We start from the raw sequence: 22,610 nt of genomic DNA, 5'->3' as shown, positions 1-22,610 counted from the left end.
GTATTTTTCAGCACGCCAATTGGCGTGCTTTTTTATGGTGAGATTTAATGAGTAATCAACAACAGCTTTGGGATCGAGTATTAGCAGAGTGGCCAGTAGATAGAATTCAAAATATGACTCTTGAAGAGTATGTGTCTGTTGGCGACAAAACCACTTTCACCTATTGGTTAGAAACAGAAGCGAGATTGCTTGGCTCTATTAAAGGCGGGTCGTCAGAAAAGTTTGGTATTTATAAGCGCAGTAACCCCAGCAACAATAATAATCGCAATAACTATCAGCATGATAACACTTACACATGGCACACCAAGTACGGTGATAATGCCCAAGCGGCTTTTGTCAGTATGAGACAGCATATTGTTGACGTTATAACCGCAGTCAAAGCGGGCGATTTAGACGCGATAGACGCGATGGATATTGCACTAACCTTAAAATGGAAAGTGGCCTTTATTTATCAAGATAGAAGCAATCCTAAAGTGTTAAATATCTATAAGGATTCGGTATTACGCCGTGCAGTGCAAGATAATAAAGCCACTATGGGCCAAGCCTATACCAGGCTCATTGCAAACATGCCTGATGATGCACCGCTGTTTGAGTATGCCAGCAATATTTGGAATACCAATCAAGCCGCCTCAGACGATGAAATCAATCAGCTAGTTGAAAAAATGGCTATGGATGCCGCCAACAATTTATCGACCGCCAAAAAACAAGAGCTGTATGAGTTAACTGAATGGGCCAATGATGCTGGTTTAGATATATACCCAGTCAATATTGATAATCAATTCCTAATAGGGCGCAAGTCACTGGTTAGAGAAAAGTCTGAATCCACATTCAGCATAGTCACCATCCAAAAGTCTAAGCTAAAGTTGGGTGATGATAATTTAACCTATGCGTTACTGGCTAGCCTTGAAGATGACATTAAAGCATTTGCAGAGCAATACGCCATCGATAGGGAACCATATTGGCCGAATGATTACTTAGCTCAAACACCAGAACAAGCGCAATCTAATAGCGTTGACAAGGAATATGTCATGCCTACCACTAGCTTAAACCAAATCCTTTACGGTCCGCCGGGTACGGGTAAAACCTACCACACTGTTGAAGCCGCAGTTAAAGCGGCTGAACCTAAGTTTGAATGGCAAAATCGTGATGAATTAAAAGCAGAGTATGACCGCTTAGTTAACGAGAAACGCATTCGCTTTGTCACCTTTCATCAAAGTTACGGTTATGAGGAGTTTGTTGAGGGCTTAAAGGCTGAAACGATTAATGGCCAGATTAACTATAAGGTTAAACCTGGAGTCTTCAAAAAATCGGTTACTAGTGCAAAAGCTAAACATGTCACTAAAGTTGAATCGCTTTCTAGATATAACCTTGATAAACGAAAAATTTGGAAGATGTCATTAGGTAATACGTTAACCGATGAAGGTGAAATGGTATTTAATGACTGTATCGACAATAACTACGTATTGTTGGGCTACGGTGAAGATATTAATTTCAAAGGTTGTGATAGCTCGTCAAAAATTAAACAAAAGTTTATTGATGAAGGATATGAACTAAAACCACAAGATTATAACGTTACCTCAGTTAATACCTTGGTAAATAAAATGTCCATTGGTGATTTAGTGATTGTTTCTGATGGTAACTATAAGTTCAAGGCTATTGCTGAAATAACATCGGATTATGCTTTCTTAACAGATGAACGCGATTGGTACTATCAAAAGCGTGATGTACGTTGGTTGATGGTGTTTGATGAATCAAGGCCTGTGGAAGAGCTTTTTACTTCATCTCTGTCTCAAATGACGCTTTACCATTTAAAAGATTCGGTAATCTCAAGAGAAAAGCTTACTGCTTTACTTAACGAGTCAAAGCAAGAGCTGGAGGAAGTTAAAAATCATGTGCTGATTATTGACGAAATCAACCGTGGTAATATCTCAAAAATATTTGGTGAATTGATCACCTTGATCGAGCCATCAAAACGATTCGGTCAAGCTGAAAGCATAGAGGTCACCTTGCCATACTCTGGTGATCCTTTCTCTGTCCCTAGTAACCTGCATATTATCGGCACCATGAACACTGCTGACCGTTCACTCGCGTTAATGGATACCGCATTGCGACGCCGTTTCGATTTTGTTGAAATGATGCCCAATTATGATGTACTAAGTGAATATGGCGAGTTAAATATTGAAGGCGTACAAGTTAATTTAGCTGAATTACTACAAACCATGAATCAGCGTATTGAGGTGCTTTACGACCGTGAGCATATGCTAGGTCATGCGTTTTTTATTCCCGTGGCGGAATTAATTAAAGCTGGTGACCACCCAAGCGCATTAACTGAACTGAAGAACGTGTTTAAAAATAAAGTGCTGCCACTGTTGCAAGAATACTTCTTTGAAGATTGGAATCGCATTCGGTTAGTGCTCGGTGATAATAAAAAGTCTAAAACTGACAGATTAGTTAAAATTAGTGAAAAAAGCTTTAACGATATTTTTGGTTCAGGCCATGGGCTCGGTAATTTTGATACTGCGCCTAAAACTTACCAAGTTGTTTCATTTGCAGGTGAGGACTCAATTTGGAATAAGGCTGAGACTTATCGAGGCATCTACTCTGTTATAAAAAAAACAGGCATAGCTGATGAGACCAATATGCTAGAAAATACGTTAGAAAACAGTGCAGATCAAAATGGATAAAAGCATCACTGTTTTTGAGTATGGTTATTTAGCTGATGAGACTGATAAAAATGAGTCTAAGCGGATAAATTGGATATCTTCGGCTGCCTTTAAGTATTTAAAGCAACTTTGTTTGTGTAGTGAATCTGAAAGTAGCTTTATTCGATTAAGGATGGTTGACAGCACTGAGGTGCTGCAGACGCAAAACTATGCTGGGGTGATATTAACCCCTGATGGCACCCAAATTGAGATACTACCAAAAATTGCTAAAGCGGCTTATCCACAGCAAAACAAATTGGCACATGATGAGTCGAGAGAATCATTATTGGTAATGTTGGCGTGCTTGGGGGATTTTCGGCATATTAAAACTGAAGCTGCCAATATCAAACAGCAGAAAATGCCTTTACTTGAAGTGTTTATTAGTCAATTTTTAGCCTCGGTTAATCACTTGATCAAACGAGGATTAAGAAGTGATTATACCCAGCGAGAAGATAACTTATTTTACCTTAAAGGTAAGCTGCAAGTGGGTAAGCAGCTAAAACACAACTTAGTAAACCAACATAAATTTCATGTTGAGTTTGAAGAGTTTTTAGCAGATAGACCTGAAAATCGCGTTATTCATAGTGCACTCAATTGCGTAAAAAAACTTAGCCGCAGTATGGCGAACCAACGTTTGCAGCAAGAGCTGGCTTTTGCGTTTGCTGATATCCCCGTAAGCAGAGATCACTATCAAGATTTTCAGCGACAACGCATTGATAGAGGTATGGCGCATTATGAGACGCCATTAGCATGGGCAAAGCTAATTTTAAATGCTTTTTCGCCATTGACCATGAAAGGCAGTAACTCAGCAACGTCATTATTATTCCCAATGGAAGCAGTGTTTGAGTCGTATGTAGCCGCGCAATTACCCGGTTTAATCAATGACGGTTTTCAGCTACAAACCCAAGCTCGTTCAAGCAAGCTTGTTAAGCACGGAAATAATGACTGGTTTTTATTAAAGCCTGACTTGTTAATTCATCAAGGTAATAAACAGCTATGTGTGATGGATACAAAATGGAAAAATCTAGATATCAATATGGCTAATGGCACTGATAAATATGGCTTATCGCAAGCCGATATTTACCAAATGTTTGCCTATGGTCACAACTATTTAGGCGGTGAGGGGGATATGTTTTTGATATTCCCCTATCAAGATAAGTTTCCAAAAGCGGTTGAATTGCCCTTTATATTTACAGATAAAAATGGTGAAGCAAGTCGATTACGTTTATGGCTAGTGCCATTTCAAATATCCCCTATACAAGGGCGATTATTGTTGCCTGAACGGGCTAATAAAGCCCCAGTAAGTAACATCTTTAAATCAAATGCATTTTGTTGCTAAATAACTCATAACTAAGTTCATTTTTGTAAGCTTGTAAACATAATTAATGGTTGAAAGTTATTAGAATATGCCATGGGTTATGTCATTCAGTAAATTGATTTAGGTATCAAGGGTAATAATGAACACATTCAGGCACAGTATTGCTAATATTTTATCTTCCAGAGAGCTAGCGAGTGTTTCTGGTGCTCCGCTTTATAGTTATAAGTTGTCTGATATTGAATATCAAAACTTATTTCATTCATTGTTAGATAGTTTGAAATTTCAGCGTATTACTTCTTATATCCCTAGTGGCATGAGTTCTGATTGGAGCGGTGCATTCGTACTTTATGCGGCAGAGTGGTGGAGAAAGGAGTTCAATGGTGGACATTGGAGCTGGGAACCCATTTTCAGGTCGCTTAATGTCGTTGAATCAGAGATTAATGCTAATCAGCGCAACCAAATAATAGCGGCGGGTTTCCGTTATTGGCGTCGCCCTTTATTAACGAATGGGCAAGGGCGCATGTTCCTTGGTTCTGTAGCTGTAGAAGGGGGCTTACCGCTAAAGTTAATTACTGATCCTAATAGCAAGCTTTCACATTATTTTGAACAAGTCATTAAGGACTTTGGCAAATTTACCTTGTCTAAGCCAAATGCAATGTTGATTGCTGAGGCTCATGATAATTACATTGCCGCTTCATTTAGAACTGAAGCCGTTTACTCTGTGGTGGGTAAAATTGCAGAAGCGATATATCAGTTAACTGATCAATACAGTTTAGACGAGCAACAAGACCCAATATCCTTTCTAGATGCTATAGCACCTAATTGGCCTGAGAGCCTGCCGCTTAATATTGATATGAAAGTCGCGAAAGGTTTGCTTAATAGCGCCCTAGGACAAGCAATTGAAGTTCAGAGACGTTTACCGAGCAGTATTCGTTTAGTCAGACGATTAGCGAAAACATTTGATCGACACACTTATTCAATGGATGAACCCAATTTAGATCAAGCTCGTTGGTCTTGTCAGTTATCAGTGTCTCTGCGCTCTAAGATCAATGTTCAATACATTCAACAGACATTTGGAATACAGTCTTTACCTGCAAGGTTTAGCTTGTTTGCCTTAGGCAAAAAGCCCTTGCTGTTAGCGAAGGCCTTTCGTCCGAAGAATAACCCTGATCGCTATTTATTAGATGTGTTGACGACTGAGTTACCAGAAGATTGGTTTGACTGTGAAATCCAATTGATGCTTCGTTGTGAAAATGAGCGTGCTTGGTATGCACCATTACTTGGAGGGAGTCATTTAAGTGTTGACGAACCTTGGGTATTTACCGAGAACGAAGGTGTTTGGATACTGGCAGGGGCTGGAGACATAAGCTGTGAAGCGACAATGGCTGTCATTGCTTTACCTCACAAGACCACTGATGATGAAATGAAGCATGGAGATTCATTTGGTCTCACTGACAATGAATTACCTCGTAAGTTATTGAAGTTGAATCACTCTGGCACGTATTCATTTAATTATTGCGATGTGGTACTAGGCTGCGCAGATAAAAATCAATGTGAGTATGCGTGGCAGGGCGAAGAGCTGCCTTATCAAACAATACCGACTAAATGTTATATCGGGAAACCAAGCTTACTTGCTGTTTCCCTGCAAGGTGTACAGCAATTAATACCAAAGGAAAAACTTCGCTGGCACCATGTTAGCAAGAACCAATGGTTACCCTTTGATACTTTGCCATTTGGGCAAAGTGAAGTCGCTTATTTTGATGAAGGGAAAGCTAAAAAGCGTTTTAGAATTGCCAGTTTACCTAACGATCTTAGCCTTGAATTTGTTTCTGGTGATAAGTTCAATAGTGGTCAAATCATCATATCTTCATCTAGGCCACCTATGGTCGCATTAAATTCGTCTGAGAGTGAAACGTTACACTACCAAGTTAAACAAGAACTGCGTTCGATTACTGTGGACTTGTTCAGTGCACAAGAACAGCCTCCTGCTTTAGTTTCACTGTCATTGTGGTGGCAGGATCAGCCTAAAGCCATTTCTCTCACTTTACCTTTTCCTAGCAAAGGGGTTTGTTTACTTGATAGTGAGCAAAAGCAAGTAGACAACAATAGTAGTTTGTTGCTTGAAAGATTGAATGGCTATGAATTATATGGCTATGGAATTGAAGGTGAAATACAGCTGCAGTGTTTGCTGAAAGCACCTGATGTTCGCGGTAATTTCAGTCGGACGGCATATTTTACTAAGATATTGCCTTCAGTAGAGGCGTTATCTAGTGGTTTATCATTATCGACATTTAGATCTGATATTCATGCCTTATTTGCTTTGTCATCCCATTTGGACGCTGTTGTAAATGTTAAGGTTATGAATAATAGCCGGGAACTATTTAGCTGTAATCTATCATCTTATGTGAATTCGTTAGTGCCAGAGCGTGATACTGGTCGTATTAAACTTATTGGCACAATTGTAGATGAGTCAGTTGATTTGTTTATCGTTCCATTAGATCGTCCTGACCAAATGCCCTTACAATTATTACCAGCAACCGAATTTGAAGAAAATGTTGAAAGACGTTGGGTATTTCCAGATGCTGAAGTTGAGCCGGCAGCTTGGCTGGTGTTTTGCGGTAATCCAAAGTTAGGCATTCGTCCTCTTATGTGGAGTAAAGATTTAGAGTTGTTACCGCAAGCTCGAAACGGTTTTGAGGTCGCAGCTGGTATAGGTCATCGAGGTAAACGAATTGATGCTTTTAGTTTTGTTGCCAAAGAGCTAATAACAGATTACGCACGTCCAGAATGGGATTACGTGAGAACATTATTAAAATTAGATAGTGTGCCATTTACAACCTTTGATTTATGGCGTGGTGTGACTCGCGAGCCAGAATTTATGTTGGCTTTATTACTTAAGGCCAATAAAAAAGAAGTTGATCAAGTTTGGCGCTTAGATACTCAGTTCCCTATTCTTTGGTACTCACTTAAGTTAGAAACAAGCCTTAAAGTCGTCAACGCTTTTTATCAAGATTTACTGCGTCGTTTAGGTGATGAAATGGAAGACGTTGCACAAGCACGCGTACAGAAAAAAATAACTGAGCTTGTTGCCTTTTTCCCGGGATTTGAACCATTTTCAACGATGATGCTATACAAGATAGGACTTATAGTCGATAAGCCCTCGATAGCTTTACCAGCTTATATGCAGCATATCTATGATTGCCGAAATTCATTATCTCAGCGTAACCTTGATGCATCTTGGCCAACAGTTTTTGCTAATGAGATTATTGAATCTGTTATTTCTAAAGTTAACCCGCAATTTGTTCAAGTGTGCTTAACTAATCAGTTTTCTTTTAAAAATAATGTCATGAATGCTCCTGTTTTGTTGGCATTAGCAAGTAGTGGTCAGGCGGCATTATCTATTACACCTGAAGTTGTGCATGCAATGAGAGAGTATCGCGGTTTTGATAGCGAGTATTTTGATGAAAGCTTTGCTTTAACTCAAAAAATGATTATTGGTTTAACTGAGATTTAACCCTAGGAAACAGCATGGAATATTTTGAATCTATTATTGAGCAATTAACCAAGCGTGCTGCTCGTGCAACTTTAGGTCAGTTTGGCCTTCGTTCTAAACCGCTACGTGAATTCTTATGGCAATCGTTTTCGAAAGCGCCAGGCCAAGACGGTGCATTTTTAGGTGATCCTGTTTTTGAAGCGACATTTGGTTGGAAGCCTCACAACAAAACAATGCAAGATCTATCAGGTGAACAGTTAGAAGCTAAAATTGTTCATGCTATGGCTAACCCGCCTAAAGAATTAAAAGAAGATTACTTATTTGATGCTAACTGGTTCCCATATGCTCATCAGTATGAAGCTTGGCAACATTTATTACATGATGAACCCCGTTCAGTCATTGTGAGTAGCGGTACCGGTTCGGGGAAAACAGAGTGTTTTCTAGTCCCGATTTTAAACGATATCACCAAGAGGAAATGTAAGCCTGGCGGCGTTGAAGCACTCTTCTTATATCCATTAAATGCGTTAATCAATAGTCAGAAAGATCGCTTAGCTGCTTGGACCTATGAATTAGGCTCTGATGTGAAATTTTGTTTGTATAACGGTGAAACGAAAGAAAGTGTACCGGTAGCAAAACAGCGATTACAGCCCAATCAACAATTATCACGCAAAGCTTTACGAGATGAGCCAGCTCAAATACTAGTGACCAATGCGACCATGTTGGAATACATGCTTGTTCGTCAAAAAGATGAACCTATCTTAGCGAAGTCCCAAGGTCGATTACGTTGGATTGTACTGGATGAAGCGCATACCTATATCGGTTCACAAGCTGCTGAACTTTCTTTATTACTTCGACGCGTCATGCATGGTTTTGGTGTTTTACCTGAACAGGTGCGTTTTGTGGCTACCTCTGCAACGATAGGTGGTAATGACTCTGATAATGAACTGAAATCTTTTTTGGCAGATGTGGCGGGTATAGATGTTTCACAAGTTTATCTGGTCAAAGGTGACCGCGAAATAACCGATTTAGTTGATTTTGATACTCCTGGCTCGATGAATTTACAACATGTCAAAAGTATCGTAGATGACAAGGAACGCTATCACGTTTTAGAGTCATTAGTACCACTTAGAACGCTTCGTCAACATTTGTGTTTAAAAGATAACAAGCTGTCACTAAAGCAGATTTGTAAAATTCTGTCAGGCACAATGGACCCAATGTCAGAAATTGAGGCATTACAATGGTTGGACGTCTGTGCATCATCACTTGGAGATGATGGTCAGGCTTTTATACCGTTTAGATTACATCTATTTCATCGTGTGTCTGGTGGCCTATGGGCTTGTTCAAATTCCAGTTGTAAAGTCAAAACTGGGACGGAGTTAGATTGCATTGATTGGCGTTTTGGCATGGTGTATATGTCTAGACGTGAATTTTGTGGTTGTGGCTCTTCTGTGTTTGAAATGACTAGCTGTAGTGGTTGTGGAACCAGTTTGTTGTTGGCTGATGAGAGTATCGAAAAAGAAACAGGTAACAGCTTATTGTCATTGACTAAGCCTGATTCAAGTATTGATGATTTTGCTTTAGATATTGAAGTCGATGACTCTGAATCATTCAATGATACTGATGTAGAAGAGCAAGAGGTTCATGAGCGTACATGCATCTTATCTGAGCATTCCTATGATGAAACTGGCGAATATTGGTTGAATAAAGAAGGCATTATTAAAACGGTTAATTTTGATGGGGCATTTAAAGTTCATCGTGTTGAGGGTTACGGAAAGTCTGCAGGAGGCGTTTCGCTACGTTGCCCATGTTGCCAGCATACAAAAATTCAAAATTTTGACTTTTATCGCCATTTTAGAAATGGTGCGCCGTTTATGTTGTCGACGGTAATTCCAACGTTACTTGAGTTTTGTCAGGACGGTAAGAAAGAACAGTTAAAAGGCCCTTGGAATGGTAGACGAATGATTACGTTTACCGATAGCCGTCAAGGAACCGCTAGATTTGCAGCAAAGTCTCAACAAGATGCAGAAAGGCAGTTTTTACGCGCTGCGGTGTTTCATCTTGTTGCTGATAGAACGTTAAAGAGTGGTTCTCTTTCGATTGAAGATGAAAGTGCACTGAAAAAGTATAAATCTCGATTAGCGATGTTCATTGATGATGGTGATGATGACATGGTTGAAATCATCGAAGAAAAAATCGCAGCGTTATGCAGTGGTGGTGACGTCACTATTCTGTGGTCAGATATAGAGAATGAATTAGCTAAAGAAAAAGAATTATTATATTGGATTAAAGATTCTTACCAACGTTTTGATGACAAAATGAACATGGTAAAAGATCCCATTATGTTGGCTCGATTATTACTTTTACGAGAGTTTAATAGTCGCCCTAAACGTCAAAATACTCTTGAAACCTTAGGGTTAATCAAAATGGAGTATCCTGCATTAAAAGACAAAGGAATTACTGCGCCAGTAGAGTGGTCCACATTATTTAGCGAATCAGATAAAGCTAAGCGATCATGGATAGACTTTTTAACCTTGTGTTTAAATTTCCACGTTAGAGCAGTAAAAGCGATTTCTTTATCTGATGAACAGCAAAGATGGATAGGCGCGAAGTTTAGTGCAGGTTTAATTACTGCTCCGTTAAGTGACAGCTATCTAAAGCATGTGCACAGTTGGCCACAAGTCCGTAAAGGTGCTGTGCAACCACGTTTAGTTAGGTTATTAGTTACGGCATTTAACCTTGATTTAACTGAACAGCAAGATAAAAACCAGATAAATATTATCTTACAGGAAGCATGGAAAGTGCTTCAGCTAAATGTGCTATCTGCTAGTGGTGATGGATATCGCCTTGAGTTGGAGCATAAAACCAGTTTTAGTTTGGTGTCTGAAAAGTGGCAATGTCCGCACACGCAAAAGATTATTGATACTCCTTTAGAGCAAGTGTCTCCGTACTTAAATGTAAAAGGCGAACGAGCGGATCAATTGTGTCGATTACTTCAGGCTCCAGTATTCCCTTATCCATATGGGAGACAGATTGAAGATGGGACAGATGTTGCTTTGTCTGATGTCAGGCGCTGGCAGGAACAAGACGAAATTATTAGTTTACGCAAAGATAATGCATGGTCAGACATTTCAGATCGCATTGTAGAACGAACACCATATTTTCGTGTAGCAGAACATTCAGCGCAGCTACCGGCTAGTTTACTTCGTGACTACGAGGAGAAGTTTAAAAATGGCTTTATTAACGTATTAAGCTGCTCTACAACGATGGAAATGGGAGTTGATATCGGTGGTATTAGTGTTGTTGCTATGAATAATGCACCACCTAATCCGGCAAACTACTTGCAACGTGCAGGACGTGCAGGGCGTCGTGGGGAAACAAAATCGATTGCATTAACTCTTTGTAAAAACACCCCACATGGTGAACACGTTTTTGCACAAACTCGTTGGGCTTTCGATACGCCTATTCATGTACCAAATGTATCATTATCTAGTGATTATATTGTTAGGCGACATATTAACGCTCTGCTTTTATCTGTTTTTTTAAGAACTAAAGCTGCTAGTGAAGATTCATTGCGATTAAGCTGTGGTAATTTTTTTATGCCAGCTCATGAAAACTGTGCTTCGCAAGCTGAATTATTTGTGAATTGGTGCTCAACAGAGGCATTAGGCATCATACAATCTGGATTAGACTCATTGCTTAAAAGGACTAATTTAGAAGAATCTCCAAAGTCTGTATTAATTCAAGAGGTTGTTAGTCAGATGAGTTTAATTTCTCTGAACTGGCGCAGCGAACACCAACTTCTATCAGAGCAAAGTGAATCAGTTAAGAATGATAGCAATCGTATTTCAACGGCACAGGCAGCTGTTGAAACTCAGATTCAACGACTTGAAGGTGAATACCTGTTATCTGAATTAGCACGAAAGGGGTTCTTACCTGGTTATGGTTTTCCTACTGATGTTGTTTCACTCAATAATGATAATGTCGAATCACTTTATAGAAGAAGAAGACAAATTCAAGCGAGTAAAGAAGCTAAGTCAGCAAAAAACGACAAGTTAGAGCATCGAATTGATAATTTATATAGTGCAAGGGATTACCCTTCAAGAGATTTGTCTGTCGCTATCAGAGATTATGCTCCTGGAAGCGAAGTGGTTCTAGATGGGCGTGTTTATCGTTCTGATGGGGTGATTTTAAACTGGCATAGTCCTGCAACAGCAGATCAAGTAAATGAGATTCAATCTTTGATGTGGGCTTGGAGATGTCAACATTGTGGTGCTAGTGGAACAGAGAGACTCATGCCTCAGGAGTGTAAGTGTTGCCATGAGTCCTTGAAATCAGAAAGCTTTCATCGATTTATCCAACCGGGTAGCTTCGCAATTGATATACGTAATAAGCCTCATAATGATATTTCACGATTAGTGCATATCCCTTTTCAAGATCCTTGGGTTACTGTGGAACAAGCACGTTGGGAGGACATCAGCGTTAATCCTAGTGCCACATTCCGCGCTAGCCATGATGGTCATGTTTATTATCACAGTGCAGGTTTATCTAATTCTGGTTACGCCTTGTGCTTAGAATGTGGCCGTATGGAACCTATGCCTGATGATAAAGATAAATCTCCTTATGACGTGTTAGCTAACCATACCCGTTTACGTGGTGGCAAAGGAGATATTGAGCGTGAAAGCGAACACCTTTGTGGAGGTAATGAGCGAGATTTTTCCATAAAAGGGCCTATTAAGTTAGGGCACAGTACTCGAACGGATATTTTTGAGTTATTACTCTTTAACAGTGATGGAAAGGCATTAAATAATCGAACTGTTGCCCGTTCATTATCTGTGTTAATTCGTAATCAACTTGCTGAAAAATTAGGAGTAAACAGCAATGAGATTGGTTGCACTATCAAACCAATAAAGCATCATGAATCAGAGGCCCAAGCTATTGTTCTTTATGATTCAGCAGCAGGTGGTGCAGGCTTTTCAATTAAAGCATCGGAATTTATAGTTGAACTTTTAAAGTCTGCTAGGGACAAAGCTAAAAATTGTACCTGTGATAAGGCATGCCATCGTTGTTTAGTTGATTATTCGACTCAACATGCTTTAGAACTGTTAAATCGACATACCGTAGTTGAGTTTCTCGATGGAGATTTCTTTCAACGTTTATTACTTCCTGATGAATATCATTATTTTGAAAAAGAAAATAGGCTGGAATTATTATCGATAAACACGGCTGTGGAGCGCCAAAGTTCATTTGAGAATAGCCCTGACATTTATCTTTATTTATACAAAGAAGATTTAGATGACCTAAGCCTTTGGCCATTAATTAATACTTTATACGATTTAGTTAAAGATAACGTTGTCACTATTGTGTTGCCTTTTGATATTAGCAATTTAACTGTTGAGCATAGAATAACGCTTTCTTGGTTTGCTCATCATCCCAAAGTTCAAATTAAAAAAGTAGCTTCACTTCCAAAGTATGATTACAAAAAATTAGCAGAAATTCATAGCTACTCAGGAATAAGAGGTTGGAGGCGATCTAGCAAAGACCAACAATTCTTAATTACTGGTGTCGACTCATTAGGAGAAGAGTTAGCTAGTTTTGAACTTGAAATGCTTGCTTCGAATGAATCAGTCGGAGCTGTTGAGGTATCCAGTGAGTTGAATGGTCCAGTAAGTCGTTTTGGTTCGCTATTTTGGGCCAAAATGTTTAAAGAGTCCTCAATGTTGCTAGAAAAAATGCAGACAAACAAAGTCCAATCTATAGAGTACTGTGACCGTTATTTAGCCGCGCCATTACCAATGAGTATTTGCCTTAACGTAATAAGAGCTCTATTGGCTCATTATCCTGATAGCAGTGCGATAATTCGTACTGGAGAGTTAGACAGATTCGCTGGGAATACGGAAACGATTTTAGATAACTGGCAAAATGAATCGGCCAGAAGTATAGATATTGAGGAATGCATAGAGTTAAGCGGAGCTAATATCACTTTTGTCACTGAACCTAAATATCATTTACCTCATGCTAGAAGTTTAAATCTTACTTTTGACGATAATTCCGTCGTTAAAATCTGGCTTGATCAAGGTTTTGGCTATTGGTTTGTGAATAAAAGTCTAAATGAAAATAGCTACTTAAAATACAGTTCTTCAGCGGAGGCTGCTAAAGCTATTCTTGAGGGAAGTTGGATTATTAAAACCGGCCATTTTCCAACAGTCATTTTTTTCTCAATTGAGTAGCTTATTTTTCTAGAGTTTAAATATCTCGATTTATACGACTTAAAGGTAGCTTAATTGCTACCTTAATTTAGCCAAACGCTATTCATTTTGTAAGCTTATGATTAAACAGCAATCTGTAATATCTATATTATGGCTCTGTCATTACTAGTAAATGTCATTTCGCTTTTAAGATGATTTGTAGCTGTTGATTTCGCTACGATGTTTCTATTTATGAAGCCTCATATTTAATTGGCAAGCCAGGATTAACAACCGTTAGCTTGTGATGTTCATCCTAACGGAACATAACGATTATCATCGGCGTAAGCTTAAGTCTTTGCATCATGTTGCAATAGAGCGTATTCAAGAATTAGAAGCTCAACTATCAAGATAAAGTTAATAAATACTATCCCATAATATTGAAACTCTCCATTTAACTAATTTTTAGGAAATTTAAGCCATGGAATTAATTAAGACAAAACATATTGAAAGCCTGTTCACAAATCTACGACAGTATGGCTTAAGGGGTAATAGTGCTTTATGGTTTTTATTGAGAGAAACCCTCTCAGAGCAAGAATGCAATTTTACCTCTAAAACTCTTTTAGCTTGGGTGGATGATTTTGTTTCAAATTTGCCAATAGATCAGAATCTTGGTGGTAATGAGGTTCGTATTAATGCCTTAAATCGAGGGGGAATGTCAGGCGGTATTCTTGATCTAGATTATTGGCATAATACGATGATGCCTATTCTGAAAACTCGTTGTGAGGACCTAGAGCAAGGATTATTATTTTGTCATAATGAAAATATAACCAGTTTATTGTTTATCGGCGATGTGCATGGCCAAACTACTAAGCTAAATGCTTTGCTGGAAGACCAAGGGTTTGATGCTGAGAATTCTAATAGTAGTTTTGCTGACAGTAAACTAGTGTTTATTGGCGACTTGATTGATAACTCTCCTAATACATCTGTAAACCATCTTGAATTACTGGCTCAAGTAAAAGATTTAGTTAATCGTAAGTATGCTTATTGTTTATTGGGTAATCATGAGTTCAATGCTATTGGTTGGTTTTTGCAAAAGGATGATGGCAGTTATTGTCGTGAACGCAGTAATGTGAGTAATCAAAAGCAGCATCAATTGTTTTTAGAGCAGGTTGGAGAGGATTCTGACACTCATAAATTTTGGATAAATTGGTTTAAAGCCTTGCCATTGTTTATGAATTTCGGAGACGTTAAAGCTATACATGCATGCTGGCATCAAGAGAGTATCGACAAGTTAAAGCCATATCTTAATAAAGATTACTCACTAAAAGATGAATATTGGCTGTCTGCATTCGATAAACAGCACGAATTATATACATTGATTGAAACTTTGCTAAAAGGTCCTGAATTACGTTTGCCTAATGGAGTTAACTTTTTAGATAAAACGGGAACTGAAAGAGATCATATTAGAGTTGCATGGTGGAAAAACGATAATGAAGTGAACACATATCGTGATTTAGCTGTAGTGCCTCCTTCGCAATTAGAAAGTATTCCTGAGCTAAGCCTTCCAAATGGTGCCCTTTTATATAATGCGGAGCCTATTTTCCCAGTAGTAGTTGGTCACTACACTTTACCTCCAATTCCTTTCCCTGAGGTATTAAGTAGTAAAGTTGTTTGTGTAGACTTTAATGCCGCAAAAGCTGAGCATCCGATAATGGGCTATTACTGCTGCGTTGATAGCTGGGATGTTTGCCCTTCAGAGCTAATTAATAATAGTGGCTTTAGCTATGTTGATGAATTAAACGAAACACAAGTTATTAGTAAGGGCTTAATTGGTTTCATGGATGCTATGTTTTCGTCAATCCCACCTTTAAAAGAACATCCAGTGTTTTTACAACATGTCCATGATGTTTTACTTAAAAAATGGGATCCTATTTTTGTTTACTCCCCAGATGATGAAGATGAACAGTTGGCAAGTGAATATGTCGGTTATGAGATTGAAGTGATGCGTCTAGCACAGTCATACAAAGTCGATCAGTTAGCAGCTTATTTAGTATTAATAGAAAAGCATTGGATCGGGGTAAGTCGTGATAATTCTGAACGTATATGCGCCAGTATTGCATATCAATTAATGACTGCTTGGAGTGAATTAGACAACTAGTTTGTGAAGACGAGCTTATTTCAACATTGATTCTAGTTTGTTAAATAGTAAAGCTTTGTGTTTTAAGCTCTTAATTACCTAAGGTTACTTCATTGTTTCAAAAGCTTGAAAGAGACTCTTATAAGTGTGTGAATTGAAAAAGAGCATAGTGTACTGGCAAAGGAAAAGTTGATTTGTAGGATCTTTTTAAAGGATATTTTTCAATAATCCCTGCACCTAGATGGGTGCATGAGTGAAGTTGAAGGAAATACGCGCATCTTTTGCAAAGTACGAAAGTAAGCTGATTATTATGATTAAATTTATAAATCGTAAAATGGGCAACAGAAAATAGTCTAATAATTTATCGATTAAGGAAGAGTAGAATGAATAATTTGGATACCGGGCTTGTCATAGCGGACCCTTATATCTCTCAGATACTAAATGGGGAAAAAACATGGGAAATGCGAAGTCAACTCACGAAAAAAAGAGAAACTATTGGTTTAATACGAAAAGGAAGTGGCCAAGTTGTAGGTCAAGCTAAAGTTGTAGACTGTATTGGGCCTTTAAGTGTTACTGAATTGTTATTAAATTCGAATAAGCATGGTATATCCGAAGCTCAGATTGCAGATGGATTGCTCGATAAGTGGAATTATGCCTGGGTATTAGAGGAGATTGAAGCTTTTGAAGATCCAATAGAGTACTCACATCCATCAGGTGCTGTTATTTGGGTTAATTTAGCTAAATCATCAAAAGAACCCAAATCGATCTTTAAGACAATTAAAAATCTTAACCAAGAGTCCAATGTATTAATTTCAATGCATGATGAGCCAGAAGTTAACATATTAGTTAATAATACTGGATTACAGAAGTTTCCAATCGCACGTGACGGCTCTTCTTTTGGAAAAGATTTAAAAAGAAATGGTAATTATACAGTTGGTGAAAAAGGTAATGAACAAAAATTTTCATCCTTTGAAGTAGCCTTAGCTTACTTAGAAAAAATGAATACAGCAAAGTGGCGTAGGCCTAACCCTAAAGGAAACTGGGGTATCGTATCGGCTATCGAATGGAAGTGACCCTTTCAAATTCATATAGACATTCTTAATGTAATATCAATACCTAATAAAGTTAGTGTTTCACTTTATAAGGCTAGCACTTAAAAAATATTTTAAACAGGAGTGATGCTGAATGAATACGTCGATAAAAAGAAAAGTTAACTATAGAGCGATACATACTAAAAACGCATGGAGGAAAGCTTCTCACCAGTCAATTGAAAATGCATTAGGTCATAAAAGGGGAGCTAAAGCATTATTTTCTGGTAAAGCTGCTATTGATTACAGTAAACACGGTGATCCACTATATGTAATCGTTTGGGAAGAAGGCTGTCAAAGTGGCTTTGTGGTCAAACAAAGCTCTAGCAATAACAATGAATTAATCAAGGTAGAATTACCGATTAACAAAATTAATAAATATGAAGATGCCGGTTCAGTATGTCTTGAAGAATTAAGTGGTTATTTTAAATTATCATAAAACTAACTTGTTAGTTTTTCTTTAGCACAGGATTCGGTGGTGGTCATTTCTCTGTTGAGAAATAAAAGCTGTTAAAAATTATCCTGGCACAAAGTGGGCACAAGTTTATTTATAGTGTTTTAGTTAGAGGTTTTGTATCAAACAAACTAGCCAATATAGATATTCACTTGATTTTAATTATTTGAATTTAGAAGATAAAATTAGAAGATGGCGACACAACAATATTTAAACAAGGCACAAAGGAGGTATGTTATGGGATTTAACTTGGGGGTATAAAACAAGAGTTTAGAATAGAAATTGGTACAACCGAGTGGATTCGAACCACCGACCCCTACCATGTCAAGGTAGTGCTCTAACCAACTGAGCTACGGTTGTAAATCTAAATCAATCTCAAAAGAGATGGTACAACTGAGTGGATTCGAACCACCGACCCCCACCATGTCAAGGTGGTGCTCTAACCAGCTGAGCTACAGTTGTATTGTTTCAAGAAAACAAATTGATGTAATCTTTGGAACGAGCGATATATTACGGTATACAGAGACTGATGCAAGTAAAAAAACTAAAAAAGTGTTCGAGTGGTGATTCGCTGTTCACATTGAACTTAATAACAGCATATAAGCTTAAATATTCGTAGCTTATATGCTGAAAATTAATTTATTGGTTTTTAACTCTTAACCTTTATCAACTGTGATCAGAAATAACCGCTTTTAATTTTCCTGAAGTTTGTATGTATCGCAGTCTTATGGCAAAAAGGATTGCAGCACTGGTTAATCCTGCGATTAAGCCAATCCAGAAACCATGAGCGCCCATCGCAGGGACAATCAAATCTGTTCTTGCCAAGGTATAGCCTAATGTCATTCCTATAGCCCAATAGGAAACCAAGGTAATATAGAACGCACTCTGAGTATCTTTATATCCTCTTAATGCCCCCGCTGCGACGACTTGAATAGAGTCAGACAACTGATACAAGGCAGCTAAGAACATTAAACTACCTGCTAAAGCGACAACCTCAGGATTATTATTATAAAGCAGCGCTATTTGGGTTTTGAACAAGACGGTAATTACTGCAGTGAATACGGCTAATGAAAACGCGATAAATAGGCCAATTTTTGTTACCAAGTTACTGATCTCAAGCTTATCTTGACCAAGGTAGTAGCCCACGCGAATTGAAACGGCAATACCTATTGATAATGGCAACATAAATACGATAGAAGAAAAGTTAAGTGCAATTTGATGACCTGCTACCACTGTTGCGCCTAAAGGGGCTAACAGAAGGGCAATTACTGCAAATAAGCTAACTTCAAAAAACAATGCCATCGCAATCGGCATACCATGTTTAGTCATTTCCCAAATGGTTTTCCAGTTTGGCTTGTTCAATGTACTAAAAGGCGCGATTTGTTTAAACTTTTGATGAAACTGCATGTAAATCATCATAGCAATGAGCATTGCCCAGAACACTAAAGCTGTTGCAATACCACAACCTGCGCCGCCCATGGCTGGAACGCCAAAGTGTCCATATATAAATATATAGTTAGCGGGTATGTTGACAGCTAAACCCACAAAACCAATCACCATGGTAGGTAATGTATAGGATATGCCTTCAGAACAACCTCTTAAAATTTGATAGAAGATGAACGCAGGTACACCCCACATAAAACCATGTAGGTATCCTGCACTTAAATCTGCTAATTCAGGATCCAGCTCCATCATTGTAAAAATGGTTTTAGAAAATGAGAGGAACAGCAAAACACCTATAGTACCGATTATGGCAATATAAAAAGCTTGCGACATTAATGGCTGTATTGCTTTCGGGTTATTCGCACCATGGTGGTGGGCAAATACAGGTGTAAATGCGAGAATAAGACCTTGTACAAAAAGTAATGCTGGTAACCATAAACTGGTTCCAATTGCGACAGCAGCCATATCGACAGCACTGACTCTGCCAGCCATTACAGTATCGATAAACCCCATCATTGTTTGGGTAACTTGTGCAATTAATACTGGCAATGCTAGTTGTATTAATTTTTTGGCCTGAAAGCCTGTGTGATTCATTAGAAAACCTTTTAACTAACGAGTGAAAATATGTTTACTGGTATCGTGCAAGCCACATGTGATGTGGTTTCGATTAAAGAGCAAAGCGGTTTAAAAACGTTTGAAGTCAAAATTCCAGAAGAGCTGCAACAAGGTTTAGAAACCGGTGCGAGTGTTGCAAATAATGGCGTATGTTTAACTGTCACTAAACTCGAGAATGATAGAGTTTATTTTGATGTAATGGAAGAGACGTTACAGGTTACAAACCTAAATTTTGTTGAGCCAGGTAGCAAAGTTAATATAGAGCGGTCATTAACCTTCGGTAAAGAGATAGGCGGTCACATTTTATCTGGCCATATTCATGCTATGGCAACCATAACCGAAGTAAGTGAAACAGACTCACATTATAATCTCACCCTAAGTGTTCCTGAAAAATGGATGGATTATATTTTTTATAAAGGCTTTGTGGGTGTTAATGGTTGCAGTTTAACCGTTGGAGAATTAAAGAATAATCATTTTAAACTGCACCTTATTCCTGAAACACTTAAATTGACTAATTTAAGTGACTGTATCATTGGTGATAAAATTAACATCGAAATTGACAGCCAAACACAAGTAATAGTCGATACTGTTGAGCGTATTCTTGCCAAAAAAGCATTAACGAATATCGACCTAGCTAATCTAATCAAATAACGCTGAACCCGAGACATTAAGATGAATAGCTTTAATTATTAATAAAGCTGTTCATCGTCAGAATCTATAAAGAGTTGAATTGTTCGATTAGAATCATTCACTTGTAGTCGCATGTGGATTGAATTACAGCAAATACGGCAATCATCATAATATTCCTGATCCCCTAAACTGGTGTCGATATGCACATGTTGGTTATGTCCGCAGTGTGGACAGCTAATTATTTTACTCACTAAATTCATACAAACTCCTTGATGACTTGAATAAGTGTGTATCTGATAAATCCGTTTCTTTCGTCAGTAATTATAGTTGACTCTAGTCAATGTCAATTGACTTTAATAACTAAAGCTTCAGTCAATTTAATTCCATTTAAGAAGGAATATTTTAATCAATACCTTAAATAACAGAAAAAGTGTCAATATTGTAGATTAACACTAGCGCATCACTTGCTTGCAAAAGTGCTTTTCACATACAATGCAACTTCATGCCACTATCAGCTCAGGCTCCTGTAATGTCTGTAGTTCGGTGGCATTTCTTTTATTTATTATTTATTACCAAGTGGCCCTACGTGTGGGTCACCACTGGATAAGGAAATTTAATGCCAATTATTACATTGCCTGATGGCAGCAAACGCGAGTTTGCAGATTCTGTTTCAACGTTAGATGTCGCAGCAGACATCGGTCCTGGTTTAGCTAAAGCATGTATTGCTGGTCGTGTAAACGGCGAGTTAGTTGATGCTTGTGACTTAATAACCACAGATTCAGAGCTTTCAATCATTACGGCTAAAGATGAAGAGGGTGTTGAAATCCTTCGCCATTCTTGTGCACATTTACTTGGTCATGCAATTAAGCAAATGTGGCCAGAAACAAAAATGGCTATTGGTCCAGTTATCGACAATGGTTTTTACTATGACATCGATCTAGACCATAAATTAACTCAAGAAGATATTGATGCTCTTGAGAAACGCATGACTGCGTTAGCAAAGACAAATTATAGTGTTGTTAAGAACGTTGTTTCTTGGCAAGAAGCCCGCGATACTTTCGAATCACGTGGTGAAGAGTACAAAATTGCCATCTTAGATGAAAACATCAGTAAAGATGCAACACCGGCTTTATATCACCATGAAGAATATGTTGATATGTGTCGTGGCCCACACGTACCTAATATGAAATTCTGCCAACACTTTAAGTTAATGAGTGTTGCTGGTGCATACTGGCGTGGTAATTCAGATAATAAGATGCTGCAACGTGTATACGGAACAGCATGGGCTGATAAAAAAGCATTAAAAGTACATTTAAACCGTCTTGAAGAAGCGGCAAAACGTGACCACCGTAAAATTGGTAAACAGCTAGATCTTTACCATATGCAAGAAGAAGCGCCAGGAATGGTATTCTGGCATAACGATGGTTGGAGTTTGTACCTAGAGTTAGAGAAGTTCATTCGACAAAAATTAGGTCAATACACTTACCAAGAAGTTAAAGGTCCATTAATGATGGATCGTAACTTATGGGAACGTTCAGGCCATTGGGATAAGTATGCAGATGCGATGTTCACTACTAACAGTGAAAACCGTGAATATGCAATTAAACCTATGAATTGTCCTGGTCATGTTCAGATCTTTAACCAAGGTCTTAAATCATACCGTGATTTACCACTTAAAATGGCAGAGTTTGGTTGTTGTCATCGTAATGAGCCATCAGGATCATTGCATGGACTAATGCGTGTTCGTGGATTCACCCAAGATGATGCCCACGTATTCTGTACTGACGCACAAGTTCAAGAACAAGTGAGTGAATGTATCCAAATGGTATACGACACTTACGGCAGTTTCGGCTTTAGCAATATCGTCGTTAAATTATCAACTCGTCCTGAAAAACGAATTGGTGATGACGATATGTGGGATAGAGCTGAAGAAGCATTAAAGCAAGCACTTGTTGCTAACGAAATTGAATTCGAGATTTTGCCAGGTGAAGGTGCCTTCTATGGTCCAAAAATCGAATTTACACTTCATGACTGTTTAGACCGTGCATGGCAGTGTGGTACTGTGCAATTAGATTACGCATTACCATCTCGTCTTGGGGCAACTTATGTTGCTGAAGACAACACGCGTCAAACGCCAGTTATGATCCATAGAGCGATTTTAGGGTCTCTTGAACGTTTCTTAGGTATTCTAATTGAAGAATACGCAGGTAAATTCCCAACATGGCTTGCACCTGTGCAAGTAATTGTTATGAATATTACAGACAAACAGTCTGATTATGTTGACGAAATTGTTAAATCTTTCAAAGAAAGTGGCATTCGTGCATCTAAAGACTTGAGGAATGAGAAAATAGGCTTTAAAATACGTGAACATACGTTAAAGCGTGTACCTTATTTATTGGTCGTCGGCGATCAAGAAATGGAAAATAAGGAAGTTGCGGTCAGAACACGTGATGGTATCGATTTAGGCAAAATGAAAATCAATGATTTCAATGCCAAGATACAAGAACAAATTTCTAGCCGTAGTCTATTATTGTTGGAGGAATAG

General features: G+C 38.3%; 11 protein-coding genes and 2 tRNA genes. 9 read left to right on the top strand and 4 right to left on the bottom strand.

Going from position 1 to position 22,610, the window contains the following annotated elements:
- The first annotated feature begins 47 nt into the window (after window positions 1-47).
- From AB4153_RS15670 to AB4153_RS15640, 7 genes are all read left to right on the top strand, one after another.
- Window positions 48-2,684: an AAA family ATPase gene (locus AB4153_RS15670; RefSeq protein WP_371998084.1), complete on the top strand. Its 2,637-nt coding sequence runs from the start codon at window positions 48-50 to the stop codon at window positions 2,682-2,684.
- Entirely contained in the window at window positions 2,677-4,041 is a 1,365-nt protein-coding gene (locus AB4153_RS15665) for an McrC family protein (RefSeq protein ID WP_371998083.1), read from the top strand. The genes AB4153_RS15670 and AB4153_RS15665 overlap by 8 nt, the downstream gene beginning before the upstream one ends.
- A gap of 118 nt (window positions 4,042-4,159) precedes the next feature.
- Window positions 4,160-7,534 (top strand): STY4851/ECs_5259 family protein, encoded by a 3,375-nt coding sequence (locus tag AB4153_RS15660; protein WP_371998082.1) that lies wholly within the window; start codon window positions 4,160-4,162, stop codon window positions 7,532-7,534.
- Between the two features lie 14 nt (window positions 7,535-7,548).
- A complete protein-coding gene (locus AB4153_RS15655; RefSeq protein WP_371998081.1) occupies window positions 7,549-13,740 on the top strand; it encodes a DEAD/DEAH box helicase in 6,192 nt (2,063 codons plus the stop codon).
- A gap of 436 nt (window positions 13,741-14,176) precedes the next feature.
- Window positions 14,177-15,856 (top strand): metallophosphoesterase, encoded by a 1,680-nt coding sequence (locus AB4153_RS15650; protein ID WP_371998080.1) that lies wholly within the window; start codon window positions 14,177-14,179, stop codon window positions 15,854-15,856.
- A gap of 362 nt (window positions 15,857-16,218) precedes the next feature.
- Window positions 16,219-16,908, top strand: coding sequence for an ASCH domain-containing protein (locus tag AB4153_RS15645; RefSeq protein ID WP_371998079.1), 690 nt, complete (start codon window positions 16,219-16,221; stop codon window positions 16,906-16,908).
- Between the two features lie 112 nt (window positions 16,909-17,020).
- Window positions 17,021-17,362, top strand: a complete 342-nt coding sequence (locus AB4153_RS15640) for a hypothetical protein (protein WP_371998078.1) — start codon at window positions 17,021-17,023, stop codon at window positions 17,360-17,362.
- Window positions 17,363-17,660: 298 nt separating this feature from the next.
- Here AB4153_RS15640 and AB4153_RS15635 read toward each other — a convergent pair.
- The 3 genes from AB4153_RS15635 to AB4153_RS15625 all read right to left on the bottom strand — a co-directional run bounded on the left by AB4153_RS15635 (window position 17,661) and on the right by AB4153_RS15625 (window position 19,414).
- Window positions 17,661-17,737 (bottom strand) — tRNA-Val (locus AB4153_RS15635).
- 25 nt (window positions 17,738-17,762) lie between these two features.
- A tRNA-Val gene (locus AB4153_RS15630) sits at window positions 17,763-17,839 on the bottom strand.
- A 204-nt stretch (window positions 17,840-18,043) separates the two neighbouring features.
- Complete coding sequence (locus AB4153_RS15625; protein WP_303517141.1) at window positions 18,044-19,414, bottom strand: MATE family efflux transporter; 1,371 nt, start codon at window positions 19,412-19,414, stop codon at window positions 18,044-18,046.
- Window positions 19,415-19,444: 30 nt separating this feature from the next.
- Here AB4153_RS15625 and AB4153_RS15620 point away from each other — a divergent pair, with 30 nt between their 5' ends.
- Window positions 19,445-20,086 (top strand): riboflavin synthase subunit alpha, encoded by a 642-nt coding sequence (locus tag AB4153_RS15620; RefSeq protein ID WP_371998077.1) that lies wholly within the window; start codon window positions 19,445-19,447, stop codon window positions 20,084-20,086.
- Window positions 20,087-20,124: 38 nt separating this feature from the next.
- Here the strand turns inward: AB4153_RS15620 and AB4153_RS15615 are convergent, their stop codons facing one another.
- Window positions 20,125-20,325 (bottom strand): CPXCG motif-containing cysteine-rich protein, encoded by a 201-nt coding sequence (locus AB4153_RS15615; RefSeq protein ID WP_102527293.1) that lies wholly within the window; start codon window positions 20,323-20,325, stop codon window positions 20,125-20,127.
- Between the two features lie 356 nt (window positions 20,326-20,681).
- Here AB4153_RS15615 and thrS point away from each other — a divergent pair, with 356 nt between their 5' ends.
- Window positions 20,682-22,610: a threonine--tRNA ligase gene (gene thrS / locus AB4153_RS15610; protein WP_102527294.1), complete on the top strand. Its 1,929-nt coding sequence runs from the start codon at window positions 20,682-20,684 to the stop codon at window positions 22,608-22,610.

Source organism: Shewanella sp. 10N.286.52.E4 (assembly GCF_041468785.1).
Classification (GTDB): Bacteria; Pseudomonadota; Gammaproteobacteria; order Enterobacterales; family Shewanellaceae; genus Shewanella; species Shewanella electrodiphila.
Note: the sequence above shows the minus strand (reverse complement) of the source record. Positions and strands in the feature narration are given on the sequence as shown.